General features: G+C 71.4%; 26 protein-coding genes. 14 read left to right on the forward strand and 12 right to left on the reverse strand.

What is annotated here, in order from left to right; translation table 11 throughout:
* Window positions 1-41 precede the first annotated feature (41 nt).
* From RKD20_RS29600 to RKD20_RS29620, 5 genes are all read left to right on the forward strand, one after another.
* Window positions 42-857, forward strand: a complete 816-nt coding sequence (locus RKD20_RS29600; RefSeq protein WP_424883356.1) for a helix-turn-helix transcriptional regulator — start codon at window positions 42-44, stop codon at window positions 855-857.
* Between the two features lie 37 nt (window positions 858-894).
* Window positions 895-1,248: a cytidine deaminase gene (locus tag RKD20_RS29605; RefSeq protein ID WP_424880353.1), complete on the forward strand. Its 354-nt coding sequence runs from the start codon at window positions 895-897 to the stop codon at window positions 1,246-1,248.
* A gap of 205 nt (window positions 1,249-1,453) precedes the next feature.
* On the forward strand, window positions 1,454-1,927 hold the full coding sequence (locus RKD20_RS29610; protein ID WP_424880354.1) for a hypothetical protein: 474 nt from the start codon (window positions 1,454-1,456) through the stop codon (window positions 1,925-1,927).
* A gap of 156 nt (window positions 1,928-2,083) precedes the next feature.
* Window positions 2,084-3,400, forward strand: a complete 1,317-nt coding sequence (locus RKD20_RS29615; RefSeq protein ID WP_424880355.1) for a beta-xylosidase — start codon at window positions 2,084-2,086, stop codon at window positions 3,398-3,400.
* A 50-nt stretch (window positions 3,401-3,450) separates the two neighbouring features.
* Window positions 3,451-4,401 carry a WxL protein peptidoglycan domain-containing protein gene (locus RKD20_RS29620; protein WP_424880356.1) on the forward strand — a complete coding sequence of 317 codons (951 nt, stop codon included), beginning with the start codon at window positions 3,451-3,453 and terminating at the stop codon, window positions 4,399-4,401.
* Window positions 4,402-4,424: 23 nt separating this feature from the next.
* Here the strand turns inward: RKD20_RS29620 and RKD20_RS29625 are convergent, their stop codons facing one another.
* Together RKD20_RS29625 and RKD20_RS29630 are read right to left on the reverse strand one after the other, a co-directional pair.
* A complete protein-coding gene (locus RKD20_RS29625) occupies window positions 4,425-4,763 on the reverse strand; it encodes a P-II family nitrogen regulator (protein WP_351993225.1) in 339 nt (112 codons plus the stop codon).
* The gene (locus RKD20_RS29630; RefSeq protein ID WP_424880357.1) at window positions 4,760-6,070 is read right to left on the reverse strand and encodes an ammonium transporter; all 1,311 of its coding nucleotides are present in this window, start codon (window positions 6,068-6,070) and stop codon (window positions 4,760-4,762) included. Before RKD20_RS29630 ends, RKD20_RS29625 begins: the two co-directional genes overlap by 4 nt.
* Window positions 6,071-6,235: 165 nt before the next feature.
* Between RKD20_RS29630 and era the strand changes: the two genes are divergently transcribed.
* Window positions 6,236-7,204, forward strand: a complete 969-nt coding sequence (gene era / locus RKD20_RS29635) for a GTPase Era (protein WP_028807476.1) — start codon at window positions 6,236-6,238, stop codon at window positions 7,202-7,204.
* Window positions 7,205-7,357: 153 nt separating this feature from the next.
* Here era and RKD20_RS29640 read toward each other — a convergent pair whose 3' ends face one another.
* Window positions 7,358-8,221: a helix-turn-helix transcriptional regulator gene (locus RKD20_RS29640; protein WP_424880358.1), complete on the reverse strand. Its 864-nt coding sequence runs from the start codon at window positions 8,219-8,221 to the stop codon at window positions 7,358-7,360.
* Between the two features lie 119 nt (window positions 8,222-8,340).
* On the opposite strand from RKD20_RS29640, the gene RKD20_RS29645 reads away from it, so the two are divergent.
* The gene (locus tag RKD20_RS29645) at window positions 8,341-9,195 is read left to right on the forward strand and encodes an NAD-dependent epimerase/dehydratase family protein (RefSeq protein ID WP_424880359.1); all 855 of its coding nucleotides are present in this window, start codon (window positions 8,341-8,343) and stop codon (window positions 9,193-9,195) included.
* Window positions 9,196-9,272: 77 nt separating this feature from the next.
* Here RKD20_RS29645 and RKD20_RS29650 read toward each other — a convergent pair whose 3' ends face one another.
* The 4 genes from RKD20_RS29650 to RKD20_RS29665 are packed head-to-tail and all read right to left on the reverse strand — an operon-like array spanning window position 9,273 to window position 13,244.
* Window positions 9,273-10,511, reverse strand: coding sequence for an MFS transporter (locus RKD20_RS29650; protein WP_424880360.1), 1,239 nt, complete (start codon window positions 10,509-10,511; stop codon window positions 9,273-9,275).
* A complete protein-coding gene (locus tag RKD20_RS29655) occupies window positions 10,508-11,830 on the reverse strand; it encodes a GH1 family beta-glucosidase (RefSeq protein WP_424880361.1) in 1,323 nt (440 codons plus the stop codon). The genes RKD20_RS29650 and RKD20_RS29655 overlap by 4 nt, the downstream gene beginning before the upstream one ends.
* 58 nt (window positions 11,831-11,888) lie before the next feature.
* Window positions 11,889-12,155: a protealysin inhibitor emfourin gene (locus RKD20_RS29660; protein ID WP_424880362.1), complete on the reverse strand. Its 267-nt coding sequence runs from the start codon at window positions 12,153-12,155 to the stop codon at window positions 11,889-11,891.
* 21 nt (window positions 12,156-12,176) lie between these two features.
* Complete coding sequence (locus RKD20_RS29665) at window positions 12,177-13,244, reverse strand: M4 family metallopeptidase (protein WP_424880363.1); 1,068 nt, start codon at window positions 13,242-13,244, stop codon at window positions 12,177-12,179.
* A gap of 319 nt (window positions 13,245-13,563) precedes the next feature.
* Between RKD20_RS29665 and leuA the strand changes: the two genes are divergently transcribed.
* From leuA to RKD20_RS29690, 5 genes are all read left to right on the forward strand, one after another.
* Complete coding sequence (gene leuA / locus RKD20_RS29670; RefSeq protein WP_351993217.1) at window positions 13,564-15,285, forward strand: 2-isopropylmalate synthase; 1,722 nt, start codon at window positions 13,564-13,566, stop codon at window positions 15,283-15,285.
* Window positions 15,286-15,471: 186 nt separating this feature from the next.
* On the forward strand, window positions 15,472-16,167 hold the full coding sequence (locus tag RKD20_RS29675; protein WP_424880364.1) for a TerB family tellurite resistance protein: 696 nt from the start codon (window positions 15,472-15,474) through the stop codon (window positions 16,165-16,167).
* Window positions 16,168-16,305: 138 nt separating this feature from the next.
* Window positions 16,306-18,381 (forward strand): MMPL family transporter, encoded by a 2,076-nt coding sequence (locus RKD20_RS29680; protein WP_424880365.1) that lies wholly within the window; start codon window positions 16,306-16,308, stop codon window positions 18,379-18,381.
* Window positions 18,378-19,670: a sensor histidine kinase gene (locus tag RKD20_RS29685; protein WP_424880366.1), complete on the forward strand. Its 1,293-nt coding sequence runs from the start codon at window positions 18,378-18,380 to the stop codon at window positions 19,668-19,670. The genes RKD20_RS29680 and RKD20_RS29685 overlap by 4 nt, the downstream gene beginning before the upstream one ends.
* Complete coding sequence (locus RKD20_RS29690; RefSeq protein ID WP_424880367.1) at window positions 19,667-20,332, forward strand: response regulator; 666 nt, start codon at window positions 19,667-19,669, stop codon at window positions 20,330-20,332. The genes RKD20_RS29685 and RKD20_RS29690 overlap by 4 nt, the downstream gene beginning before the upstream one ends.
* Before the next feature lie 3 nt (window positions 20,333-20,335).
* On the opposite strand, the gene RKD20_RS29695 is transcribed toward RKD20_RS29690, so the two are convergent.
* From RKD20_RS29695 to RKD20_RS29705, 3 genes are all read right to left on the reverse strand, one after another.
* Window positions 20,336-21,271, reverse strand: coding sequence for a dihydrodipicolinate synthase family protein (locus RKD20_RS29695; protein WP_424880368.1), 936 nt, complete (start codon window positions 21,269-21,271; stop codon window positions 20,336-20,338).
* Between the two features lie 97 nt (window positions 21,272-21,368).
* Window positions 21,369-22,283 carry a hypothetical protein gene (locus tag RKD20_RS29700; RefSeq protein WP_424880369.1) on the reverse strand — a complete coding sequence of 305 codons (915 nt, stop codon included), beginning with the start codon at window positions 22,281-22,283 and terminating at the stop codon, window positions 21,369-21,371.
* A complete protein-coding gene (locus tag RKD20_RS29705) occupies window positions 22,280-22,807 on the reverse strand; it encodes a SigE family RNA polymerase sigma factor (RefSeq protein WP_351993210.1) in 528 nt (175 codons plus the stop codon). The genes RKD20_RS29700 and RKD20_RS29705 overlap by 4 nt, the downstream gene beginning before the upstream one ends.
* A 60-nt stretch (window positions 22,808-22,867) precedes the next feature.
* Between RKD20_RS29705 and RKD20_RS29710 the strand changes: the two genes are divergently transcribed.
* On the forward strand, window positions 22,868-23,314 hold the full coding sequence (locus tag RKD20_RS29710; protein ID WP_424880370.1) for a protein-tyrosine phosphatase family protein: 447 nt from the start codon (window positions 22,868-22,870) through the stop codon (window positions 23,312-23,314).
* Window positions 23,315-23,318: 4 nt separating this feature from the next.
* On the opposite strand, the gene bla is transcribed toward RKD20_RS29710, so the two are convergent.
* Window positions 23,319-24,227, reverse strand: a complete 909-nt coding sequence (bla, locus tag RKD20_RS29715; protein ID WP_424880371.1) for a class A beta-lactamase — start codon at window positions 24,225-24,227, stop codon at window positions 23,319-23,321.
* Window positions 24,228-24,331: 104 nt separating this feature from the next.
* Between bla and RKD20_RS29720 the strand changes: the two genes are divergently transcribed.
* The gene (locus RKD20_RS29720; protein WP_424880372.1) at window positions 24,332-25,465 is read left to right on the forward strand and encodes an abortive phage infection protein; all 1,134 of its coding nucleotides are present in this window, start codon (window positions 24,332-24,334) and stop codon (window positions 25,463-25,465) included.
* Here the strand turns inward: RKD20_RS29720 and RKD20_RS29725 are convergent.
* On the reverse strand, window positions 25,453-26,934 hold the full coding sequence (locus RKD20_RS29725; RefSeq protein ID WP_424880373.1) for an alpha/beta hydrolase: 1,482 nt from the start codon (window positions 26,932-26,934) through the stop codon (window positions 25,453-25,455). The two genes, RKD20_RS29720 and RKD20_RS29725, sit on opposite strands and share 13 nt — an antisense overlap.
* Window positions 26,935-26,998: the final 64 nt, after the last annotated feature.

Genomic DNA, 26,998 nt, shown 5'->3' on the forward strand with positions numbered 1-26,998 from the left:
TACCCAAGAGTGAGCGGCATCGTGAGCTGCGGGAGTTTCTGATGAGCCGGCGGGCCCGGGTCTCGCCCGCCGAGGCAGGGCTGCCGGACGGCGGGGCGCGGCGGCGGACGCCGGGGCTGCGGCGCGAGGAGGTCGCCGTGCTGGCCGGGGTGGGCGCCTCCTGGTACCAGTGGCTGGAGCAGGGGCGGGACATCTCGGTGTCGCCGCAGGTCCTCGACTCCGTCGGGCGGGTGCTGCGGCTCAGCAACGCCGAGCGGCGGCATCTGTACGTGCTCGCCGGGCTGAACCCGCCCGCGCCGGAACCGGCGGCCGACCACGGCTGCGAGGGGCTGCGGCGGCTGATCGACGCGTGGATGCCGTATCCGGCGCACATCATGGACGCGTACTACAACTGCGTGATGTACAACGACGCCGCCGGCTGGGTGCTCGGCATGCGCCCGGAGAACACCCAGAACTGCCTCGTCGACTTCTTCACCGACGCGCTGTACCGGTCGCGATCGCACAGCTGGGAACAGAACGCGCGCACCGTCGTCGCCCAGTTCCGGGCGGCCGCCTCGGCGCGGCCCGAGGACGAGGGGTTCCAGGACGTGCTGGCCCGGGTGCGGTCGGCGAGCGCCGAGTTCACCGAGCTGTGGGAGCGGCGGGACATCGAGGACGCCGGCGTCATCCGCAAGGAACTCGACCATCCCCTGGTCGGACTGCTGTGCGTGGAGTCCACGGCGATGCGGGTACCGGCGCGCCCCGACCTGACGGTCGTCCTGCACACCCCGCTGGACGAGGCCCGCACCGCGGCCAAACTGGAGTGGCTGGCCTCGCCGGAGGGGCGGCGCGGGGCGATGTATCCGGTGGCGGGGTGACGCGCCCGGCCACGGGTGTGCTTCGTATGCTCCTGTCATGACCGACAACAGTGCGCTTGACCCCGAGGACCGCAAGATCGTCACCCTGGCGCGTTCGGCGCGGGCCCGTAACGGGGTGCCCGAGGGGGCGGCCGTACGGGACGAGACCGGGCGGACCTATGTGGCCGGGACCGTCGAGCTGGCGTCGCTGAAGCTGAGCGCGCTGCAGACCGCGGTGGCCATGGCCGTGGCGTCCGGGGCGAAGTCCCTGGAGGCGGCGGCCGTGGTGACGGAGGCGGAATCGGCCTCCGAGCAGGACCGGGCCGCCGTCCGGGATCTGGGCGGGCCGCGGACTCCGGTGCTGGTGGCGGGGGTCGACGGCATCGTGCGCGAGACCGTGACCGCCGGCTGATACTCCCGGTAACAGTTGGCCGGAATTCCGGCTTGCCGTCCCTCGTCCCACGCGCATCAATGGAACCGGAAATTCCGACGGACCGTCAGATTCCAGCTCGCGCGGCGTCCCGCACCACGCCCCGTGAAGCCCTGCCGTCCGTCGGGATGCACCCCCCGTCCATCCCCACATGGCAGTCCCCACCACGGGAAGGGAACCGGATTCCATGAAAGGCAAGCGCATACGTACGGGTGCGGCACTGGCGGTCGGCACGCTCGCGGCCGTCGGGCTCGCGTTCGCGCCCACCGCCCTGGCCGTCACCCCGGACACGGCGACCATCGACGCGGACTGCGGCCTCTACGGCAGCGGCCAGGCGACCCTCACCGCCACCCAGGACGGCACGGCGGCCACCGTCACCGTCACCTCGGCGATCAACGCTCCGCTCGCGCTCTCCGAGGACTCGATCACCTCGACCCTCACCTTCGTGAACGCGAACGGCGGCACCACCACCTTCACCGGCACGGAGAACCCCGCCATCGCGGCCGGCGACCCCGTCACCGTCGGACCGCTGAGCGGAACCGTTGCGTCCGGCGACAGCCTGGAGTCGTACGGCGGTTCACTCCAGATCGTCGTCTTCGGGATCACCGTGACCTGCACGGCCACCGGTCCGCAGGCCCCGGGCCCGTTCGTCTTCGACTGACCTCCGGCGTCCTTCCTCGGAGCAAGTCCCTTGGTTGCCGCAGGAACTGACATCTCGTCAGGTTTCTGCGGCAACTCCATTGACTTCTCACGCCATCCACACATCAATGCCCCCTGTCGGCGCAGGACTTCAGGAGCTTCCGGAGGGGGCACATCCATGGGTTCGACGACTCGAAGACGCCGTCTGGCGTCCTTTGTCGGGGCGACCGCACTCGCGGTCACCGCGGGTGGCGCACTGGCCTGTCCGGCCGGTGCCGCCACCGACGTGGACTTCGCCACGCACTGCATCCCGCCCGCGGTCGCGGGCATCCCACCGATCGACGGCACCACGACGGCCAGGATCGCCGTGGACAACACCAGCCCCAAGGTGGGCGACACCGTCACCGTGACCTACACGGTGGTCAAACCGGCCGCCAGCAACCCCACGGCCATCGCGCTGCCGGCCGACATCATGACGCCGACCGGCAAGGTCGCCCTCGGCGGCGCCCAGACCGGCGCCGTGACGGTCGCCGGACCGAAGAAGAACGACCCGGTGCCGGGCAACGGCGCCTTCCCGTCGTTCTCGATGACCGGCACCTTCAAGGTCACCTCACCCGGCGCGATCACGCTCTCGCCCGGCGACTACAACATCCACACCAGCTACATCCTCGAACTCGACACGCCCTGCACGGTGATCACCCCGCCCGCCCCGGTCTCCGAGACGGTCACGGCGACGGACGCCAACCCCGTCAACGAGCGGGACATCGCGCTGGGTTCGGCCTCCGGGAAGCCCGGTGCGAGCGTCACCGTCACCGGCAGCAAGTTCACCCCGGGCGCGACGGTCACCCTGGCCGGGCGGTCCGGCGCCGCCCAGACCGCGGACACCGCCACCGTCACGGTCAACTCCTCGGGCGCCTTCAGTGGCTCGCTCGTCGTCAACGACAAGACGACGACCGGTGTCGTGGCGTACGAGGGCAGCGCGTGGAGCGACGCCAAGGGCGCCGGACCGAAGGCGTACGTCGTCATCGACGACACCCCCGTCCCGGCCGGCAGCCAGAAGGTCACCACCACCGTCAAGGCGGGCACGCTGTCCATGTCCCAGGCCGGGGACTCCGTCAGCCTCTCGGCGGTGGACTACGGCAAGGGCGGGGCCTCGACCGGCAACCTGAACAAGGTGACCGTCCAGGACTTCCGCGGCGGACCCGCCGGCTGGTCCCTCACCGGCAAGGTCACCGACTTCACCGGAGCCGGGGCCAAGATCGACGCCGGCGCGCTGAGCTGGAGCCCCACCTGTGCCACCAGGGCGGGCAGCCCGAGCACCTGCCAGGCCGGTTCCGCCGGCGCGGTCGGATCCTCGGGAGCGACGCTCGCGTCCACGCCCAACTCCGCGCTCACCGGCGGTGAGTTCACCGTGGACGCCGGGCTCTCCCTGAACGTGCCGGCGTTCACGCCGGTGGGCACGTACTCCGGGGTTCTCACCCTCACGCTCAGCTGACCGTACGGGCGCCCGCACCCGCCCGTCCGCCTCCTTGGGGGTCCGCACCCATGCGCAAGCTGTACGTCCTCCTCCTGAGCCTGTTCCTGGCCACGGCCACGGCCACGGCCGCCGCGCCCGCGCACGCCGCCGACAACGGCAGCTGGTCCGTGTATCCCGCCGCCTCCCGGATCGCCGCACGGCCCTACTTCTACCTCTCCGCCGACCCCGGGCAGACCATCGACGACAAGGTGGTCGTCAGCAACAGGACCGGTCGGCCCCTGACCTTCCGGCTCTACGCCGCCGACGCCTACAACACCGCCCGCGACGGCGGTTTCGCCGTACGCACGGTCGCGGAGAAGCAGCGCGGGGTGGGGGCCTGGGCGAGGCCCGCGAAGACCCGGGTGACCGTCCCCGCGCACGGCAGGGTCACCGTGCCGTTCACGCTGTCGGTGCCCGAGGGTGCCGAACCGGGCGACCACCCCGGCGCGTTGGTGGCACTGGACGAACGGATCGACAAGGGCGACGGAGCGGTGGCGCTCGGCGTGCAGCGGGCCGTCGCCGCGCGGGTCTATCTGCGCGTGGGCGGACCGACCGTGCCCGCGATCGCCGTCGAGGACGTCCGGGTCAGCCATCATCAGCCGCTGGTACCGGGGTTGGGGGACAGCGGGGCGACGATCTCCTACACCTTGCGCAACACCGGCAACGTCACCCTGAACCCGAAGGTCGAGCTGCGGGCGACGGGGCTGTTCGGGCGTACGTTGCTGGCGCGTGACCTCGTGAAGATTCCCGGCGAGTTGCTGCCCGGGCAACGGGTACGGCTCAGCGAGCCGTGGCGCGGGGCGCCGCAACTCGACTGGGGTGACGTGAAGTTGACGGCGAGTGCGAAGGACACGCGGGAGTCGGCGAGTGCGGGTTTCTTCGCGCTGCCGTGGCTGGTCGCGGTGGTGCTCGGGGCGGGGGCCGCCGTGGGGGTGGTGCTGTTCTTCAGGACACGGCGGGCACGGACACCGGTCGTCTAGTCCCGGCCCAGGGCGCGCTCACCTCAGAGCGCGTCCGGACCGCGCTCGCCCGTCCGCACCCGTACGACCGTCTCCACCGGCAGTGCCCACACCTTGCCGTCGCCGATCTTGCCGGTCCGGGCGGCCTTGACGATCGTGTCGATGACCATGTCCGCGTCGGCGTCGTCCACGACGACCTCGATGCGGACCTTGGGGACCAGGTCGACCTGGTACTCGGCGCCGCGGTACACCTCGGTGTGGCCGCGCTGACGGCCGTACCCGCTGGCCTCGGTCGCGGTCAGACCGTGGACGCCGATCTCCTGGAGCGCGGTCTTGACCTCGTCGAGGCGGTACGGCTTGACGATCGCGGTGATGAGCTTCATGCCTGGGTCTTGACCTTCTGGGCGGAGGGGACGGCGGACGCGCTGACCGGGGCACCGTGGCCCAGGACGCCGTGATCGTATGCGGTCTCGGCGTGCACCGTAAGGTCCAGGCCGGTGTGCTCGTGCTCCTCGTCGGCCCGGAAGCCCAGCGTCCTGTCGATCAGCTTCCCGATGCCGTACGTCACCAGGAAGGCGTACGCCCCCACGGCGGCCACGGCCACCAGCTGCTTGCCGAGCTGGGCGAGCCCGCCGCCGTACAGCAGCCCCTCCGTGCCGCCGGTCATCTCCTTCACGGCGAACACGCCGATCAGGAGCGTGCCGATGACTCCGCCGACCAGGTGGACGCCGACGACGTCGAGGGAGTCGTCGTAGTTCAGCCTGAACTTCCAGCCCACCGCGTACGAGCAGACGACACCTGCGGCGAGGCCGACGACGAGCGCGCCGAGGAGGGAGACCGAGCCGCAGGACGGTGTGATCGCGACCAGGCCCGCGACCGCGCCGGACGCGGCACCGAGCGTGGTGGGGTGGCCGTCGCGCCTCTGCTCGACGAAGAGCCAGCCGAGCAGGCCGGTGCAGCCGGCGGCGAGGGTGTTGAGGAAGGCGGCGGCGGCGAGGCCGTTGGCGCCGAGGGCGGAACCCGCGTTGAAGCCGAACCAGCCGAACCAGAGCAGGCCCGCGCCCAGGACGACCATGGGGAGGTTGTGCGGGCGCATGGCGTCCTTCTTGAAGCCCAGACGCGGGCCGAGGACCAGTGCGAGGGCGAGACCGGACGCGCCGGAGGTGATCTCGACCGGCAGACCGCCCGCGAAGTCGAGTGCGCCGAGCTTGTCCAGAACCCAGCCGCCCGGGCCCCACACCCAGTGGGCGACGGGAACGTATACGAGCAGCGCCCAGACCGGGACGAACACCAGCCACGCCCCGAACTTCGCCCGGTCCGCGATCGCGCCGCTGATCAGCGCCGCCGTGATGATCGCGAAGGTGAGCTGGAAGGTGGCGAAGAGGAGGGTGGGGACGGTGCCGTGGACGCTGTCGGGGCCCAGGCCGCTCATGCCGGCGTGCTTCAGGTTGCCGATCAGGCCACCGAAGGTGTCGTCACCGAAGGCCAGGGAGTAGCCGGCGGCCAGCCACACCACCGTGACCAGGGCGATCGACACGAAGCTCATCATCAGCATGTTGAGGACGCTCTTCGTGCGGACCATGCCGCCGTAGAAGAGGGCGAGCCCCGGGGTCATCAGCAGGACGAGGGCGGTGGCGGCGAGCAGCCAGGCGGTGTCACCGGTGTCGATGCCTTGCGCGGCGAGGGACATGGAGATCTCCAACGAGGTGGGGGCTCGTCAGAGGGTCACGGGTGTGCGTTTCCGGCTGTGCACGAGGGTGTTTCCGGTGTGTTTCATTGCGGTCGGGTTTCCGGATGCTCACGGTCCGGGCGGTGCTCGGGCGCTTGTGCGGCGGGGCTCTGTGGATCAGGGAGAATGGGGCGCATGAGCGTTCGCAGTCAGTCATCCGAGCCGTCGGCCTCGTCACAGGCACCCCACCGCGCCGGCTTCGCCTGCTTCGTGGGCCGCCCCAACGCGGGCAAGTCCACCCTTACGAACGCTCTGGTCGGCCACAAGGTGGCGATCACCGCCAACCAGCCGCAGACGACGCGGCACACGGTGCGCGGGATCGTGCACCGGGAGGACGCCCAGCTGATCCTGGTCGACACCCCAGGGCTCCACAAGCCGCGCACGCTGCTGGGCGAGCGGCTGAACGACGTCGTCCGCACCACGTGGGCCGAGGTCGACGTGATCGGGTTCTGTCTGCCGGCGAACGAGAAGCTCGGGCCCGGTGACCGTTTCATCGCGAAGGAACTCGCGGGGATCAAGAAGTCCCCGAAGGTCGCGATCATCACGAAGACGGACCTCGTCGACTCCAAGACGCTCGCCGAGCAGCTGATCGCCGTCGACCAGCTCGGCAAGGAGCTGGGCATCGAGTGGGCGGAGATCGTCCCGGTGTCGGCGACCGCGAACAAGCAGGTCGACCTGCTGGCGGACCTGCTGATCCCGATGCTTCCCGAGGGCCCGGCGCTCTACCCCGAGGGCGACCTCACGGACGAGCCCGAACAGGTCATGATCGCCGAGCTGATCCGCGAGGCCGCGCTGGAGGGCGTCCGCGACGAGCTGCCGCACTCCATCGCGGTGGTCGTCGAGGAGATGATCCCCCGCGAGGACCGCCCCGCCGACAAGCCCCTCCTCGACATCCACGCCTTCGTCTACATCGAGCGCCCCAGCCAGAAGGGCATCATCATCGGCCCCAAGGGCAAGCGCCTGAAGGAGGTCGGCATCAAGAGCCGCAAGCAGATCGAGGCGCTCTTGGGCACACCGGTCTTCCTTGACCTGCACGTCAAGGTGGCGAAGGACTGGCAGCGGGATCCTCGGCAGTTGCGGAAGCTGGGGTTCTGAGCGGAGGGTGTGGCGGGCGCCTGGGCGAGGTCGGGGTGCTGTTGGGCGCGCCGGCCGCGCGGCGGTAGCCGCGAGTTGATGCAGCCTCGACCTGCACGTCAAGGTGGCGAAGGACTGGCAGCGGGATCCTCGGCAGTTGCGGAAGTTGGGGTTCTAGGAGCTTTTGGGGGCCGCCTCCTGCGGGGTCAGGTCCTGCAGGCCCACCACTCTCAGCAGTTGCAGTCGTTCGTACGCCTCCGTCCCCGGGCGGGCCGTGTGGACGACCAGGAGGTGGTGGTGTTCGTGGCTGACCATTACCTCGCAGTCGAGTTCCAGCAGTCCCACCACGGGGTGCACGAAGCGTTTCGTCGCCCGGTCGCGCTGGGACACCTCGTGCTCGTCCCACAGGCGCGCGAACTCCTCGCTGGCCGCCCGGAGTTCGGCGACCAGGGCGGTCGGTTCCGGGTCGTCGGGGCGGGCCGCGGTCACCGCGCGCAGGGTGGCCACCTGGGTGCGGGCGTGGTCCGCGAGGTCCTCCTCGGGGAAGAGCGTGCGGGCGGCCGGGTCCAGGAAGAAGCGGCGGACCAGGTTGCGGTCTCGGGGCGGGCGGGCCATCACGTCCCCCACCAGGGCCCTGGCCATCGCGTTCTGCGCCAGCACCTCGCCGCAGTCGTTCACCACCTGCGCCGGGGTGTCGTGCAGCCGGTCCAGGATCAGCAGCAGCCCCGGCCGGACATGCGCCGACCCCGTCTCGCGGCGCGGGGGCTCCTCGCCCACCAGATGGAACAGATGGTCCTGCTCCACGTCGGTCAGGCGCAGTGCCCGGGCCAGCGCCGTCAGCATCTGACGGGAGGGGCGGGGGCCGCGCGACTGCTCCAGGCGCGTGTAGTAGTCCACGGACATCCCCGCCAGCTGGGCCACCTCCTCGCGGCGCAGCCCGGGCGTGCGGCGCCGGGCGCCCGGCGCCAGACCCACGTCGGACGGGTTCAGCCGGGCGCGGCCGCGGCGCAGGAAGTCGGCGAGTTCGGCTCGGTTCACCCCTCCAGCGTGCGGCACCCCGCCCGGCTTATCCAGGGACTGCCGATCCCCTGATCAAGAGGTCTCTCCCGGTGCGCGCGCCGCCGTCCCACGCTGGTGGGGACGAAAGGGAGCAGAACATGCTGACGTTGGTGACAGGTACGACAGGACAGGTCGGCCGGCGCTTCGTGCCGAGGCTGCTGGCGCAGTCCCGGCCGGGGGAGCGGGTACGGGTGCTGGTGCGGGACGCGGCCCGTGGCGAACCCTTCGCGGAGCTCGGTGCCGAGGTCGTCGTAGGAGATCTGCGGGACACCGACGTCCTCGGCAAGGCCGTCGCCGGGGTGGACGCGGTCGTGAACGTCGCCGCGGCCTTCCGGGGAGTGCCGGACGAGGAGGCGCGGGCCGTCAACCTGGACGCCGCCGTGGAGCTGGGCCGTGCCGCGGTGGCCTCGGGCGTTCGACGGTTCGTGCAGGTCAGCACCGGTCTGGTGTACGGCACCGGGCGGGGGCGGCCGCTCACCGAGGACGACGAGAGCCGGCCCGGCGGGGCGATGTGGGGCGCCTACCCCGAGTCCAAGGCGGAGGCCGAGCGGCAGCTGCTCGCGATGGAGGGCATGGATGTGCGCGTCGGGCGGCTGCCGTTCGTCTACGGCGAGGGGGACCCGCATCTCGCCCAGTCCCTGATGTGGGCGAAGAACTGGGCGGCGAACCAGCGGCTCCAGGTGGGACACCATGTGGATGTGGCCCAGGGGTTGTTGCGGATCCTGCATGCGCCGGGGATCGCGGGGCGGGTGTACAACATCGCCGACGATGCGCCGGTGACGGCGGTGGAGTTCTATCAGCTCAACGGGGTGGAGATTCCGGCCGAGTTGTACGAGCGGACCGACCCCGATCCGTGGCTGGTGATCACGTCCACGGAGCGGATTCGGCGGGAGCTGGGGTATCGGCCGGTGTATCCGTCGGTTTATGCGGCTCGGGAGGCGGGAGCGTTGTGATCTGCGGGTCCGTCGTGGCTGGTCGCGCCCACGCTGCGGAGCCGCACATCGATACAGTCCCGCGCCCCTGGGTCGGTCTAGTCGACGTTTCTTATCCGGCCGACCAGTATCGCTCCCGCCAAACCCAGCACCGCCGCCAACCCGTACAGCGCTCGGTACCCCCCTAGGTGCGTGACGATCGGTGCTGCCAAGGCGGGGGCGGCCACCTGAGGGAGGGCGTTGGCCACGTTGATGACGCCCAGGTCCTTCCCTCGATCGAGAGCCGTAGGCAGTACGTCCGTCATCAAGGCGAAGTCGACCGACATGAACACCCCCAGCCCGACCCCCAGCAGCGCTGCCACGATGATCGCGCTCGGCCAGGTCTGCCACAGCGCGAGCAGGGCCGTCGCCACCGCCATCAGGACGCCGGACCAGCGGACGAACGGCTTGCGGCGGCCCACTCGGTCCGACCAGACACCGCCCACCACCACCGTGGCCAGCAGCGCCACGCTGTCGACCGCCGTGAGGATCAGAACGCCCTGCTCGGGGTCGTCGTGGTGGAGACGGTCCCGCAGGTAGTACAGCAGGTACAGAATCACCAGCGCGTTGCTGAGGTTGATCAGGAAGCGGGTGACCCAGGCCCAGGCGAAGTCGGGGTAGCGGCGCGGGCTCAGCCAGAAGCCGCGTGCGAACGACCGCCAGGACCACGCCGGTTGGTCCGTGACCGCCAGCCGGAGGTCCTGGTGGCGCAGCACGTACGGCAGCACCCCCGCCAGCGTGAACACCGCGCAGGCCGCATAGCCCGCCGCGATCCCGCCCGCCGCGGTCGCCAGGCCCGTGCCGACGACCGCGCCGAGGATCTGCGCCGCCCCGATCCAGCCGCCGACCGCACCCCGCTGGAGCCGTGGCACCCGGTCCGGCACGGCCGCCGTGACCGCCGCGAAGGCCGCGTTCAGGGTCAGCTGGACCAGACACCAGCCGAGCGTCATGAGCCACAGGCCGCCCGCGCCGGCGAGCACCAGCAGCGACAGCGCGCCGCCCGCCGCACCGGCCACGATCCACGGGCTGCGCCGGCCCCAGCGGGCCGTGGTGCGGTCCGACAGCGCGCCGAAGAACGGGTTCGCCGCCAGCGACACCACCGCGCCGACCCCGGTCACCCAGGCCAGCAGCGTCTCCTTGGACATGCCGGTGCCGGGCGCGAAGTCCTCCGCCTGCCGGGCCAGCAGGATCTGCAGCGGGCCGTACCAGCCCACCCAGATCGCCACGTTGGCCAGCGACAGGGAGGCCGTCCAGCCCTTGCCGACCCGGTCGACGGGCTCCGAGAGAGCCGTGCTCACCTCTGGGCCCGGAGCAGGTCCCGGTACCAGGCGTACGACGCCTTCGGGGTCCTGGCCAGCGTCTCGAAGTCGACGTGCACAAGGCCGAACCTGCGCGCGTACCCCTCCGCCCACTCGAAGTTGTCCATCAGCGACCACACGAAGTACCCGCGCACGTCCACACCCGCCTCGACCGCCCGGTGCAGGGCGCGGACGTGGCCGTCGAGGTAGGAGATCCGGTCCTGGTCGTCGACTCCTTGGTAGGAGCAGCCGTTCTCGGTGATGACGACGGGCGGGAGCCGGTCGCCGTAGCGCTCGTGGAAGGTGGTGAGGAGTTCGGTGAGCCCCTCGGGGACCACCGGCCAGCCGAAGTCCGTCACCGGGACGTCCTCGATCTCCTGGACGGAGAAGGGGAGTTCGGCCGGGATCGTCAGTCCGCCGAACTCGATGTCCTCGCCCTGCGGGGCGCCCACGCGGGTCGGGGCGTAGTAGTTGACGCCGTAGAAGTCGAGCGGCTCGCTGATGACCTTGAGGTCGGCGGCGACATCGCCCGGCATCAACTCGCCCAGGCCGGACGGGTATTCGCCGAGCAGCACAGGCTCCGCGAACAGCCGGTTCAGCAGCAGGTCGTAGAAGTCCGCCGCCTCCAGGTCCGGTTGGTCCCGGGAGGCCGGCCAGGTCGGGCCGTGCGAGTTGGCGATTCCGACGTCCGTGGCGCCGGCCGCGCGCAGCGCCTGTACGGCCAGGCCGTGGCCCAGGAGCTGGTGGTGCGCGGCGGGCAGCGCGTCGAACATCAGCTGCCTGCCCGGGGCGTGGGCGCCGAGCGCGTGGCCGAACAGGGTGTGTTCGGCGGGCTCGTTGAGGGTGATCCACTTCTGGACACGGTCGCCGAGACGGCCGGCCACCAGGGACACGTACTCGGCGAAGCGGGACGCGGTGTCCCGCTCCAGCCAGCCGCCCTCCCCCTGGAGCGCCACTGGCAGATCCCAGTGGAAGAGCGTCGGCACCGGGCGGATGCCCGCCCCGACCAGTTCGTCCACGAGACGGTCGTAGAAGTCGAGGCCGCCCTCGGAGCGCACCCGCGGCCAGGAGACCGAGAAGCGGTACGCGTCCACCCCCAGACCGGCCAGCAAGGACACGTCCTCGCGGTAGCGGTGGTAGTGGTCGCAGGCCACCGCCGCCGTCGAGCCGTCCTTCACCCGCCCCGGTTCGGCCGTGAAGGTGTCCCACACGGACTGCTCGCGCTCGTCCGCCGCGCCCTCGATCTGGTGGGCCGAGGTCGAGACGCCCCACAGGAAGCCGGCCGGGAAACGAGGGATCGCATGCTCTTCAGTCGCCATGCGCCGGATCATGGGTACCGGCGGGTAGGGAAGTCAACGGGCAGGCGTGAACAAGGAGTTACGCACCCTCTTTGAGTACCTTCGAGATCAGTTTCCGCTGCTCCTCCGTCAGCCGGGGGTCGGCCGCGTAGACCGTTCTGCCGTCCACGGTGATCTCGTAGGTGAAGCCGTCCGGAACCCCGATCGGCGGGGTGCCCCGGCCGGCGGCGACCGCCTTCTCGGCCAGGGCCTGCCATTCGTGGGCATCGGGCCGCCCGGAGGTGTCGACCTCCTTGTGCCGCTCGATGCCCGCGAAGCCGCCCGTGCGCCGTACCTGAATACGCATGGGTCCCTGTCTAGTACGGACTCACAGGATCCGCACCCCGACCTGCTCCCAGGCCTTGGAGACGGCCTGGAGTTCGTCGCCCTCGTTGTAGCGGGCCTTCGCCGCCGCGACCGTGAGCTTCGCGAAGTCGGTGAACAGGGCCCGGTCCGAGAGCTCGCCACCGGTCAGGACGTCGTACCAGATCTGTCCCGCCTTCTCCCAGGCATGGCCGCCGAGGGCGTTCGCGACCAGGTAGAACGCGTGGTTGGGGATGCCGGAGTTGATGTGCACGCCGCCGTTGTCGCGGCCGGTGCGGACGTAGTCGTCCATGGTCGCCGGCTGCGGGTCCTTGCCGAGCACGTCGTCGTCGTAGGCGCTGCCCGGCTCCTTCATCGAGCGCAGGGCCTTGCCGGAGACGCTGGGCGCGAGCAGGCCCGCGCCGATCAGCCAGTCGGCCTCGGCGGCGGTCTGGCCGAGCGTGTACTGCTTGATGAGCGAGCCGAAGACATCGGACATCGACTCGTTGAGGGCGCCCGACTGGCCGTAGTACGTGAGGTTCGCGGTGTACTGCGTGACGCCGTGGGTGAGTTCGTGGCCGATGACGTCGATCGGGATGGTGAAGTCGAGGAAGATCTCGCCGTCGCCGTCGCCGAACACCATCTGCTCGCCGTTCCAGAAGGCGTTGTTGTAGTTCTCGTCGAAGTGGACGCTCGCGTCGAGCGGGAGGCCGTCGCCGTCGATCGAGTGGCGGGCGTAGGCGTTCAGGTAGAGGTCGAAGGTGGCGCCGAGACCGGCGTAGGCGCGGTTGACGGTGGCGTCCTGGCCGGGCTCGGAGCCCTCGGCGCGGACCTTCGTGCCGGGCAGGCCGGTCGTGTGCCCGGCGTCGTAGATCGTGCGCAGCGGCTGGTCGGACGGTGCCTTCGCCTGCGGCGCCGCGGCGAGGGAGAACTCGGTCGTCACCCGTCGTTTGCCGCGCAGCTCGCTGTCGCGCATCAGGGTGCGCTGGGCGGGGCCGGACAGTGCGGGGTCCTCGTTGCGGGCCAGCTTGTCGAGGACGTGTGGTGGTACGACCGTGCAGAAGACGGGCTCGAAGCCCCCGTTTGTCGTCATGTGCGGCACCCTTGCACTGAGTCATGACTGTGTCACTAGTCGCAACCATGATTGGTGAAATATGCGGACACGAAGGCGCACGCTCCGTGACGAAGTGGTATAGCGCACTTTTCGCCCGATTCGCCCCTCGGGTCCCGCATACTGATACGGCGCCCCGCGCGGGGAGCGGCTCCGCTAGCATGCTGCGCATCATGCGTTTCGGGCTGCTTCTTCTTAGCTGCCGCGGCGAGGGCCTGTAGTCCAGGTCGACTCCCTCCCCGCGGAGCTTCGCGTTGCGTGTCGGCCGTCCTTCCCGGACATCCTGAGGAGCCCCGCAATCATGGCGAACCGCCAGCAGCCCAGCACCATGCCGATCCACAAGTACGGCCAGTACGAGCAGGTCGACATCCCGGACCGCACCTGGCCGAACAAGCGGATCACCGTCGCTCCCCGCTGGCTCTCCACCGACCTGCGTGACGGCAACCAGGCCCTGATCGACCCGATGTCGCCCGAGCGTAAGCGCCGGATGTTCGACCAGCTGGTCAAGATGGGCTACAAGGAGATCGAGGTCGGCTTCCCGGCGTCGGGCCAGACGGACTTCGACTTCGTGCGGTCGATCGTCGAGGAGCCGGGGGCGATCCCGGACGACGTCACCATCTCCGTACTGACCCAGGCCCGCGAGGACCTGATCGAGCGGACCGTCGAGTCGCTGAAGGGCGCCAAGCGCGCCACGGTCCACCTGTACAACGCGACCGCGCCGGTCTTCCGCCGGGTCGTCTTCCGGGGCTCCAAGGACGACATCAAGCAGATCGCCGTCGACGGCACCCGCCTGGTGATGGAGTACGCGGAGAAGCTGCTGGGCCCGGAGACGGAGTTCGGCTACCAGTACAGCCCCGAGATCTTCACCGACACCGAGCTGGACTTCGCGCTGGAGGTCTGCGAGGCGGTGATGGACGTCTACCAGCCGGGTCCGGGCCGCGAGATCATCCTCAACCTGCCCGCCACGGTGGAGCGTTCGACCCCCTCCACGCACGCGGACCGCTTCGAGTGGATGCACCGCAACCTCTCCCGCCGCGAGTACGTGTGCATCTCGATCCACCCCCACAACGACCGCGGTACCGCCGTCGCCGCCGCCGAGCTGGCGCTGATGGCCGGCGCCGACCGCGTCGAAGGCTGTCTGTTCGGACAGGGCGAGCGCACCGGCAACGTCGACCTGGTCACCCTGGGCATGAACCTGTTCTCGCAGGGCGTCGACCCGCAGATCGACTTCTCCGACATCGACGAGATCCGTCGTACGTGGGAGTACTGCAACCAGATGGAGGTCCACCCGCGCCACCCGTACGTGGGCGACCTGGTCTACACGTCCTTCTCCGGCTCCCATCAGGACGCCATCAAGAAGGGCTTCGACGCGATGGAGGCCGACGCGGCCGCCAAGGGCGTCACGGTCGACGACATCGAGTGGGCGGTCCCGTACCTGCCGATCGACCCCAAGGACGTCGGCCGCTCCTACGAGGCCGTGATCCGGGTCAACTCCCAGTCCGGCAAGGGCGGTATCGCGTACGTCCTGAAGAACGACCACAAGCTGGACCTGCCGCGCCGGATGCAGATCGAGTTCTCCAAGCTCATCCAGGCCAAGACGGACGCCGAGGGCGGCGAGGTCAAGGGCTCCGACATCTGGGCGGTCTTCCAGGACGAGTACCTGCCGAACCCCGAGAACCCGTGGGGCCGTATCCAGGTCAAGAACGGCCAGTCGACCACCGACACCGACGGCGTGGACACCCTGAAGGTGGAGGCCACGGTCGACGGCGTCGACACGGTCCTGACCGGCAGCGGCAACGGTCCGATCTCGGCCTTCTTCGACGCGCTGGCCAAGGTCGGCATCGACGCCCGGCTGCTGGACTACCAGGAGCACACGATGAGCGAGGGCGCCTCCGCGCAGGCCGCCTCCTACATCGAATGCGCGATCGACGGCAAGGTTCTGTGGGGAATCGGGATCGACGCGAACACGACGCGTGCGTCCCTGAAGGCGGTCGTCTCGGCCGTCAACCGGGCCGCTCGATAATCACTCTGACCGGCGGTTTCGGGGCCTTGGTCGCTGTATACGGCGATCAAGGCCCCGTCGTTTATCGGCCACCGGAGGGTGAAGGTCACGAGCAGGTCTCGTCAGGGGTACTGACTCCGCCTCCCTCATGTGGCTAACATCACGCAAGCGCGGCGATGTTGCCGCGGGGTTACGCGGAGGTGTGACGTGCTGCCAGGACGGGGACGAAACGACCGTGCTGCCAGGCCTGCGCGCCTCCTGGGCACCCGTACCGCGTGGACGACCGTCGGCGACGGCGAGTTCTTCTGCCCCGGATGCGGGGGCGACCGCAACTTCCAGCGCCTGACCGGCCGCCGCCGCTTCACTCTGCTCGGCGTCCCGGTCCTGCCGCGGGGCGACACCGGCCCTGTGGTGGCATGCGCGGCCTGCCGGCGCCACTTCGGCACGGACGTCCTCGACCACCCCACCACGACCCGCTTCTCGGCGATGCTCCGCGACGCCGTCCACACGGTCGCGCTGGCGGTCCTCGCGGCGGGCGGCACCTGCTCGCGCACCTCGCTGGAGACCGCGGCCGTCACGGTCCGCGCGGCGGGCTTCGACGACTGCACGGAGGACCAGCTGGAAACCCTGGTCGAGGCCCTCGCCGAGGACACCGGCCGGGTCTACGACCGCCCCTGCGGAGCCGGCCTCGCCATAGAGCTCCACGAGGCCCTCGACCCGCTCGCCCCCCACCTCGCCCCGGCGGGCCGCGAGTCGATCCTCCTCCAGGCGGCCCGCATCGCCCTCGCGGACGGCCCGTACACCCCGGCGGAACGCGACGCCCTGACGACGGTCGGCACGGCCCTGACGATCTGCGCGGACGACGTCACCCGGCTCCTCGCGGCGGCGCGGACGCCGTCCTGATACTCCCCGGGGAGTAATGCGCGCGCCGGGCCACCCCACGCAGTAGCCCCCGACTCGCCCTCCCGACCGACGAACAGCGGCCCCCGCGCCGGGAGTCTGGAGACCGAACCAGACGTCCGACCGGAGGGAGGCCCGTCGATGGGGGCCGCAAAGATGAGCGCACGGCGACGGCGTGCCGTGCCCTGGCTGGTGCTGGGGCTGTGGATCGTCATGCTGGTGGCCGTGTCGCCGTTCGCGTCGAAGCTCGCGGACGTGCAGCGGGACCGGGCCGTGGACTACCTGCCGGCGAGCGCGGACTCGACGCAGGTCGCGAAGATCCAGGAACGGCTGCCCGGGGGCGAGGCCACGCAGATGGTCGTCGTCTACCACCGGGACGGCGGGCTGACGGCGGCCGACAAGGCGACCGCCGCCGGGCAGATCGGGCGGATCGCGGACGCGCACACGCTCACCGCCGAGCCGCGGGGCATTGCCTCCAAGGACGGGACCACCGTGATGTATCCCGTCGCCAGCACCGAGCCGGGCACGGACGAGAAGGCCCGCGACCGCCTCGTCAACGACGTGCGGGACATCGCGAAGGGCGAGAACGGTCTCGGCGTCGAGGTCGGCGGGGAAGGAGCCCTCGCCACCGATGCCGGCGAGGTCTACGACTCGCTCGGCGGGCCGCTGCTCTACACGACCGCCGCGGTCGTCGCCCTGCTGCTGATCGTCATCTACCGCAGTCCGCTGCTGTGGCTGGTGCCGCTCGGGGTCGCCGGCATGTCGGAGTTCCTGGCGCGGGCCGTCGCCTACGGGCTCAACCAGGGGTTCGGGACCTCCGTCACCGGGCAGAGCGGCGGCATCATGACCATCCTGGTGTTCGGCGCCGGGACCGACTACGCGCTGCTGCTCGTCTCCCGGTACCGGGAGGAGCTGCGGCGGACCGAGCGGCCCTACGACGCGATGGCGGCCGCGCTGAAGGGCTGCGGGCCCGCCGTGGTCGCCTCCTCCGGGACCGTGGCCGCGGGGCTGCTGTGTCTGCTCGCCGCCGACCTCAACAGCAGCCGCGGCATGGGCCCGTTGGGGACGGTCGGGGTGCTGGTCGCGCTCGCCGCGATGATGACGCTGCTGCCCGCGGTCCTGGTGCTGCTCGGCCGCCGGGTGTTCTGGCCGCTCGTACCTCGCTACGGCAGCACCCCCAAGGTCCGCCGGTCGCTGTTCGCCGCGATGGGCAGCTCGGCCGGGCGGCGGCCGCTCACCGTGCTGGCCGGCGGGGCCGTGCTGCTCGGGGCGCTCGCACTGGGCGTGCTCAACCTGCCCGGCAGCCTCAAGCAGGAGGACTCCTTCACCAGCAAGCCGGACGCGGTGGCCGCCATGGGGACGCTGGCCGAGGCCTATCCCGAGCGGGGCACCCAGCCCGTCACCGTCATCACCCCGGCCGACCGCGCCGACGCCACCCTCGCCACGGCCCGCGGCACCCAGGGCGTCGACAGCGCGCAGAAGGGGCGTACCGGAGACGGCTGGACCGAGATCTCCGTCACCGCCAAAGACGCTCCCGAGTCCGCAGGGGAGACCGCGACCATCAAGGCACTGCGGGACCGACTCGACGGCTCCTACGTCGGCGGGCCCAGCGCCGAGCAGCTCGACCTGAAGGACACCAACAGCCGTGACCGGATGATCGTCGTGCCGATCGTCCTCGTCTCCGTGCTGCTCATCCTGATCGCCCTGCTGCGTTCCCTCGTCGCGCCGCTGATTCTCGTGGCCGCCGTGGTCGCCGTGTGGGGCGCCGCCCTCGGCATCGGCGGCCTGGTCTTCGGGCCGGTGTTCGGGTTCGAGGGCACCGATCCCGGACTCGGACTGCTGTCCTTCGTCTTCCTGGTCGCCCTCGGTGTCGACTACGGCATCTTCCTGATGCACCGCATGCGCGAGGAGTCCCTGGCCGGCGCCGAACCGGTCACCGCCGCCCTCACCGCGCTGCGGACCACGGGCGGGGTCATCGCCTCCGCCGGACTCGTCCTCGCGGCCACCTTCGCGGTGCTGACCAACATGCCGCTGGTCCAACTCGTCGAGCTGGGCTTCGTGATCGCGGTGGGCGTGCTGCTCGACACCTTCCTCGTGCGGACCTACCTGGTCACCAGCGCGGCCGTCGCGCTGCGGCGGAAGGTGTGGTGGCCGGGGGCGCTGTCCCGGGCGCCCGAGCCGCCGGTACAGGCCGAGCGCCAGCCGGAACCGGTGTGACGAGATCGTTCCCGGGCGCCCTTCCCTCCTGGAAGGGCGCCTTCCGGCCCGATGTCCCGGAAGATGACACCGTGCAGGAGACCACGAGACCCCGGCTGGGCGAGCGGATCATGACGGCGGTCAACCGCGACCCGCGGGCCGCCCCGCACGGCACCCGCAACGACGCGCTGCTCGCCGTCGTGCTGGCGGCGGCGGCCGTCTGCGCCGGCCTGTTCATCGACGACGGCCGCCGCCCGGACGCCCTCGGCTGGACGCTGCTGCTAGCCGCCCACGTGCCGCTCGTGTGGCGCCGCCGCCGTCCGCTGCTCGTGCTGGCCGCGATAGTGGTGCTGATCGCGCCGTACCACGCCCTCGACAACAACCACGCGGCCCCCACCCTCGTCGCCTACGTCGCCCTCTACACGGTCGCTGTCACCGGCCGCCCCCTGCGGACGATCCTGACGGGCGCCGTCGTGCTGAGTGTCTCGCTGACCGTGATGCTCACCGTCAACGCCCACCGGGCCCTCGAACTGCTGCAGACCTCCGGCTGGATCATCGCCGTCCTCTTCTGCGGCATCGACGTCCGCTACTACCGCCAGTACGTCTCCTCCATCGTCGAGCGCGCCGTCCGCGCCGAACGGACCCGCGAGGAGGAGGCCCGCCGCCGGGTCGCCGAGGAACGGCTGCGCATCGCCCGCGACCTGCATGACCTGCTCGCCCACAGCATCACCCTGATCGGTGTGCAGACCTCCGTCGCCGCGCACGTCCTGGCCGCCGACCCCGAGCGCCTGGACCGGGAGACGGTCGCCAAGGCCCTCGACGACATCGCCGGGACCTGCCGCACCGCACGCGGCGAACTCCGTACGACGCTGGAGGTGCTGCGCGAACACGGCCCCCAGGACACCCGCGGCCCGCTGCCCGGCCTGGACGGCCTGCCCGACCTCGTCGCGGCGGCACGGCTCGCGGGTGCCCGCGTCGAACAGGACCTGCGCATCCGCACCGACCCGCCGCCCGCCGTCGGCGCCGCCGCCTACCGGATCGTCCAGGAGGCGCTCACCAACGCGGTCCGGCACGCGGGACCCGAACCCGCCGTACGCCTCAGGCTGTACGACGAACCGGGCGCCCTGCGGGTGTCGGTGACCGACGACGGCACCGGGCCCGTCCCGGGCGGCAGCCCCGGCTTCGGACTGGTCGGCATGCGCGAGCGGGCCCGCAGCGTCGGTGGCACACTCGACGCCGGGCCACGCCCGGACGGCGGGTTCGAGGTGACGGCGGCGCTGCCGCTCGCCGTGGGGGAGGGAACCGTATGACCATCCGCGTACTGCTCGCCGACGACCAGACCCTGGTGCGGGCCGCGTTCGCCATGCTCGTCGAGTCGGCGCGGGACATGGAGGTCGTGGGAGAGGCGGGCAGCGGGCGGGAGGCCGTGGGCGCGGCCCGGGAGGTGCGCCCCGACCTGGTGGTGATGGACATCCGCATGCCCGACCTCGACGGCATCGAGGCGACCCGGCTCATCGCGGCCGACGAGGAGCTGGCCGGGGTGCGGGTGCTGGTCCTGACCACCTACGACACCGACGAGAACATCGTCGAGGCGCTGCGCGCGGGGGCCTCCGGCTTCCTGGTGAAGGACACCCGGCCGGCCGACCTCCTCGACGCCATCCGCACGGTGGCGGCCGGGGAGGCGCTGCTGTCCCCGGGACCGACGGCACGGCTGATCGAGCGGTTCCTGCGCAGCCCCTCGGTACCGGTGGCGGGCGGCGGGCCCGAGTGCCTCTCCGACCGGGAGCGCGAGGTGCTGGCCCTGGTCGCGCGGGGCCTGAACAACACGGAGATCGCCGAGACGCTGGGCCTGAGCCCGCTCACCGCGAAGACCCACGTCAGCCGGATCATGGGGAAGCTGGGGGCGCGGGACCGGGCCCAACTGGTCATCGTGGCCTACGAGTCGGGGACCGTGACGCCGGGGACCCGGTAGGGCTCAGAGCAGTCCGGCCCCGGCCAGGAACGCGCCCACCCGCTCGACCTCCGCCGCCGACAACGGCACCTGCGGCTCCGCCGTCACCGGGCAGTCGATCACGCCCCGCAGATGCAGGGCCGCCTTGAACGCGCCCAGCGCCGACGAGGACGCGCCCATGCGGGCCGGATCGCCCACGGCCACCATGCCGAACAGGGCGCACAGCCGCTCCTGTTCGGCCCGGGCCGCGTCCAGGTCGCCCGCGCGGTACAGGCGGTCGAGACGGACGTACCCCTCGGGGTCGACGTTGGCGAGACCGGGCACCGCCCCGTCCGCGCCGACCGCGAGGGCCGCGTCGACGATGAGTTCGGAGCCGGTCAGCGCGCTGAAGCCGGTGATGCCGGGGTGGGCGCGGGCGCCGGAGACGACCGTGCGGAAGCCGGCGAGGTCGCCGCTGGAGTCCTTGAGACCGGCCAGCACGCCCTCGGCGGCCAGGTCCAGGAGCACGTCCGCGGGGAGCTTGGTGTGGACGCCGCTCGGCAGGTCGTACGCGATGACCGGGACCGGGCTGCCGGCCGCGACCAGCCGGTAGTGGCGGGCGATCTCCCGCGGATGGGTGCTCGTGTAGAAGGGCGCCGTGACGACGACCGCGTCGGCGCCGGCCGCCGTGACGGCCCGCACATGGTCCAGGACCCGGGCCGTCGTCATGTCGATCACCCCGGCCAGCACGGGCAGTCGGCCCCCGACGTGCCCGGTCACCGTCTCCACCACGAGCCTGCGCTGGGTGTCGGTCAGGAAGGCCGCCTCGGACGTCGTACCGAGGACGAACAGGCCGTGCACCCCGCCCGCGACCAGATGGTCGACGAGCCTGAGCAGCGAGGGGACATCCACCTCGCGGTCCGGTGTCAGTGGCGTGCAGACGGGCGGGACGACTCCGGTCAGCGGGGCGGGAAGGATCATCGGGGCTCCTAGGGATCGGCCGTCCACCGATCTTCCCGCAAAGGACGAGGGGGGCGCCGACCCCTGTACGGCGCCCCCCCTGTCCCGAGCTGTCCTGCTACTGCACCTGCTGGTACGTCGTGTCCTCGTCGGAGTCGTAGATCAGCTTGCCGCCCTGGTCGTAGCCCTTGATGCGCGGGTTCCTGGTGACCTGTTCGGTCAGGGTGCCGGAGGCGACGAACCAGCCGTGGTCGAGGACCGCCTCCCTGTCGGCGCCGCCGTAGGAGACGGTCACCTTGGCCACCGTCGGTTCGACCGTGCCGATGAAGCCCCAGCTGAAGGGCAGCTTCCAGTGGCCCTTGTCCATGAACGACTGCTGGTAGAGCTTGTTGCCGTTGATGTCGGCCAGCACGGGCGGTGAGTCCGGCTGCCGGTCGCTGCCGACGCTGGTGCCGAGTCCGGAGGCCTCGCCGTCCTTGATGTTGCAGATCAGCCGGGTCTCCTTCGGCTTCTCCTGCACGGCGACCACGAAGACGCCGTCACCGGGCGAGTTGGAGTCACCGGTGCTGTTCAGCGCGAGGATGATCCGGTACTCGTCGGCCTTGCCGAGGTCCGAGGAGGCGATGCCGCCGTGGGCCACGCGGTCCCGGTCCCAGGCGAGGCACTTGTCGAGCCCGTCCGCTGCCTGTTCCAGCGTGATCCCGTCCCGGAGCTGCCCCGCCGTGGCCGGTCCCGCGGGCCCGCTGGGTGCGGGGGAGGGGGTCGGTGTCGGCGTGGCGCTCGCGGAGGCCGTGGGTGTCGTCGCCGTGTCGGCCGTGCCCGTCCCGCCGCCGCCCACCGCGAACGCCCCCACGGGCACCGCGGCCAGCGTCACCAGAACCGCCCCGGCCACCGCCACCCGCCGACGCCGCTCGACCACGCCCTGGCGGCGGATCTGCGGATACGGCACCGGCGAGGGACGGATCGCGTACGCGTCCTCGGAGAGCAGCTCCCGCAGTTGCTCCTCGAAGTCCCGCTCCTCTTCCTCACTCATTTCGTGCCTCCCTGCGGGGCGCGGTCCATGACCTGCGCGAGCCCCGGATACGTACGCAACTTCGCCAGCCCCTTGGACGCCTGGCTCTTGACCGTGCCCTGTGAGCAGCCGAGCACCTCGGCGGCCTCCGCCTCCGACAGGTCCTCCCAGTAGCGCATGACGACCACGGCCCGCTGCCTGGGCGGCAGTTGGGCCAGGGCGGCCATCAGCACCCCGCGTTCGTCGACCCGGGCCACGGCCTCGTCGCGGCCCGCCCGCTCCGGCGGCGCGTCGGTCAGCGACTCCTTCACGCGCCGCTTGCGGAAGCGGTCGCTGTTGCAGGTGACCAGCATCCGCCGGACGTACGCCTCCGGGTTGTCGCTGCCCGACACGCGCCGCCAGGAGCGGTACGCCTTCGCCAGCGCCGTCTGCGTCAGGTCCTCGGCGTGATGCGCGTCGCCGGTGAGCAGATAGGCGGTCCGCACGAGGTGCGACCACCTGGCTCTGACGAATTCCTGGAACCGGTCCTCTTGTTCGGCCTGCATCTGGCACCCTCCCTCGCCCACCAGACCACGAGGGGGGCCGATTCGGTTGCCCGAGCGTCGATGACGGGTTCGAATGGCGTCGTGAAGGGGTGGGACGAACACGACCAGGGCGTCCTCCGGCTGCCGTCCGGACGCCTGGTGCGGGGCCGCGGCCTGCGGTACGCGCTGGACCCGGCGGCGCCGGCACCGTCGTACGGCGTCTATCTGCTCGGCGGCGGCCCACCGGAGGTCCCCTGGGCCTCCCGTTGGGTCCGCTGGCCGGACTTCCGGCTGCCGGCGGACCGCGGGGAGGCCCGTGGCGTCCTGATCGACGCCTGGGAACGGTCGGTCGCCGAACGGGTCGAGATCGCGTGCGGCGGCGGCCGGGGCCGCACGGGAACGGCCCTGGCCTGCCTGGCGGTTCTGGACGGCGTGCCGCCGCGGGAGGCGGTCGCCTACGTGCGCGAGCACTACCACCCGCGGGCGGTGGAGACCCCGTGGCAGCGGCGGTACGTCCGGCGGTTCTGACCCGTCAGCCCAGAGTGTCGGCGACCACCGCGGCCGCGTCGGCGACCAGGGCGTCGTCCCGTACGGCGTCCTGCGCGGGCATCGTCGACAGCACCGACAGGACGATCGGGTCGCCGGCGTGGGTCCAGGTGACGCCCACGTCGTTGGCGGTGCCGTAGGAACCGCTGCCCGTCTTGTCGGCGATGGTCCATGTCTTGGGCAGGCCCGCGTGGAAGCGGTTGACGCTGGTCGTGTTGTTCAGCAGCCAGTGCGTGAGCAGCCGCCGGTCCCGCCGGGTCAGCGCGTCGCCGAGGACCAGCCGGCCGTAGGTGCGGCCGATGGCGTACGGGCTCGTCGTGTCCGTGCGCCGCCACGGCTCGGCGGTGTTGAGCTCGGGCTCCCAGCGGTCGAGGCGGGTGACCCGGTCGCCGAGGGAGCGGGCGAAGCGGGTGATCGCGGTGGGACCGCCGAGTTCGCGCAGCAGGAGGTTGCCGGCCGTGTTGTCGCTGTAGGTGATGGCGACGTCGGCGAGCTCGGCGATGGTCATGCCCTCGGCGAGGTGCGCCGCCGTCTGGTCGGAGCCCGGCTGCACCAGGTCGTCCGCGGTGTAGTGGATGCGGCGGGCGAGGACCTCGCCGTGGCGGTCCAGGTCGCGCAGGACGGCGGCGGCCGCGAGGGCCTTGAACACGGAGCACATCGGGAAGCGCTCGTCGGCGCGGTGGCGGACGGACCGCCCGGTCGTGAGGTGGTGGGCGAAGACGCCGAGCCGGGCGTCGTACCGCTCTTCCAGGGCGCGCAGCCGGGCGGTGACGTCGTCGGCGGCGTACGCGGTCGTGCTCGCGCCGGTCACGAGGGTGGCCGTACCGGCCGCCAGGAGGGTGCGTCGGGACAGTTTTCCGGAGCCTAAGATCTTGCTCTCCTTCGCTCGGGGCACAGATCGATCTCTTCAATGATCGACGCGGCTGGTCATCCCTTGGTTGCGCCGACGTAGACCATCGACGGACGGACAGGACCGCCCGTGGCCGACACAGTGGCGGCATGGAGAAGACAACGGGGATCACCACGGGGATCAACCGCGCGCAGTTCCTGGCGGGAGCCGCAGGGGCCGGGGCCGCGCTGCTTCTGCCGGCGGCCCGCGCGGAAGCGGGCGCGCGGCAGCGCGGACTCAGGCGCCACGGCGTCGTCTACACCGTCGGCGAGGGGGAGACCCCCGCCACCGCCTGGAACGCCGCCCGGATGCGCGGCGACATCCGGGCCATCCGCGACGACCTGCACGCCGACACCGTCGACGTCACCGGCGACGGCGTCGAACGCCTCACCGCCACCGCCGCCGAGGCGGCCGAACGCGGGCTGCACGTCTGGCTCCAGCCGACACTCGGCGACGTCCCGCAGCGGGACATCCTCGACCACCTCGCCGAGTGCGGCCGGTTCGCGGAGCGGCTGCGCCGGCAGGGCGCGAGCGTCGAGCTCAGCGTGGGCTGCGAGTTCTGGCTGTTCGTGCCGGGGATCCTGCCGGGGGACACGGTCCTGGAACGGGTCGAGAACCGCATGAAGGGCAATTTCGACCCGGTGAGGATGCAGCGCGAACTGGACCGCTTCACCGCGAGGGCGGCCAAGGTCGGCCGCTCGGTCTTCCACGGCCGCCTCAGCTACGCCGCCGCCCAGGACGACGAGGTCGACTGGAACCTGTTCGACGTGGTCGGCATCGACTACTACTCGTACTTCCGCCAACCACAGGACTACGTACGCGAGTTGAGGCAGTACCTGCGCTGGGGCAAGCCGGTCGCCATCACCGAGTTCGGCACCTGTGCGTTCGTCGGCGCCCCCGAGGCGGGCGGCATGGGCTGGGACATCGTCGACTACGACAAGGACCCGCCGGAGATCAAGGGGAACGTCGTCCGCAGCGAGCACACCCAGGCCGTGTATCTCACGCAGCTCCTCGACGTCTTCGAGTCGATGGGCCTCTACGCGGCGATGGCCTTCGAGTTCCTCACCGCCGACGCCCCCCACCGCCCCGACGACCCGCGCCACGACCTCGACATGGCGAGCTACGGCATCGCCAAGGCGATCAGGGACCGCCCCGACGACCCGCGTTCGGACTGGCACTGGGAACCGAAGGAGGCGTTCCACGCGCTGGCCCGCCGGTACGGACCCTGCGCTCACCCGCAGTAGAGGTCCTTGGCGGGCCGCTTGCCGGTGGCCAGGAAGCGGGACACGGCCGCGTCGCCGCACGCGGTGCCGTTGTCGAGGTAGGCGTCATGGCCCGTGGAGTCGTTGGTGACCATCACGGCACGCCGGCCGAGGGCCTCACGGAGCTTGAGGGCACCGCTGAGCGGGGTGGCGGGATCACTTTCGTTCTGCACCATCAGGATGTTGGACGGGCCCCGGTCGGAGACGTGCACCGGCGCCTCCTTCGGCTCCCACGGCCAGGAGGGGCACGCCATCGCGTTCCGCGGCATGCCCCCGGTCAGCGGGAACTCGGCCCGGCTCTCGGCCACGCCCTCGCGGTACACCTCCGGGTCGCTCGGCCAGTCGACGTCGTTGCAGATGGTGGCGGCGGCGACCGCGGTGACGTTCTGGAGGACGGCCTCGGGCGGTCCCGCCGGGGCGGGCGGCACCGTGCCCTTCTCGGCGGCGAGGACCAGCTTGGCGAGGGCCGGATAGTCGTCCGGGTCGTAGAAGGAGTCGAGCATCGACTGGCGCAGGACGTTGCCGTTCAGCTCCTCGGGGTTGGCGCCCGGCCAGGGGATCGGCTCGCGGTCGAGGCGGGCGGCGAGCTTCAGGAACAGGGGCCGGACCTCGGAGGCCGTGTCGGCGAGCCGGTCCGGGTTGCCGGGTGCGGAAGCCCACTTCGCGAACTCCGGGAAGTTGTCCTCGGCGCCCCGCTCGAACGCGGCGAGCCAGGCACGCTCGGCGAGGACGGGGTCCGGGTTGTCGTTGCTGTCCAGGACGACACGGGCGGTGCGCCCCGGGAACAACTGGAGGTAGGCGTCGGTGACATAGGTGCCGTACGACACGCCCCACGCGGACACCTTGCGCTCGCCGAGCGCGGCCCGCACGCGGTCGAGGTCACGGGCCTCGTTGAGGGTGCTGATGTGCCGGATGAGCTCACCGCCGTTGCGCGCGCAGGCCTCGGAGACACGCTTCCCGGCGGCCATGTTCGCGTCGACCGAGCCGTCCGCGGCGGGCCAGGGCAGCAGAGCCGTGCGGGCCAGGTCCCGGTGTTCGAGCCCGCAGTCCACGGCCGTCGAGGGCGCCATCCCACGCGGCGCGAAGCCGATCAGGTCGTAGGCGTCCCGCACCTTCTTCGGCAGCCTCTGCCCCTTGCCCGACGGGTCGTTCATGCTGTCGCCGCCGGGCCCGCCGGGGATCAGCAGCAGGGCACCGCGCCGGGCGTCCGGATTCTCGCTGCGGATACGGGAGACGGCGATCTGGATCTTCGGACCGTCCGGGTCGGCGTAGTCCATGGGCACGGAGACGGTCGCGCACCGCTGGCGCGGATCGAGGCCGCTGCCCTCGCACTTGGTCCACTTCAGTGCCGGGGTGCGGGAGTCGGCGGAGGCGGACAGCGGGGTCAGGGCCCCGAAGACGACACCGGAGGCGGCGGCGATCAGGGCGAGGCTCTTCGTCATCTGCTTCATGCGAGGAGCTTCGCGGAGTGAGCGGTGTGGCCCCATCCGGTCAACTGGCGCATCTCCAGGGGGG

Origin of the sequence: Streptomyces sp. SLBN-8D4 (assembly GCF_049739545.1) — a bacterium.
Lineage (GTDB): Bacteria > Actinomycetota > Actinomycetes > Streptomycetales > Streptomycetaceae > Streptomyces > Streptomyces canus_C.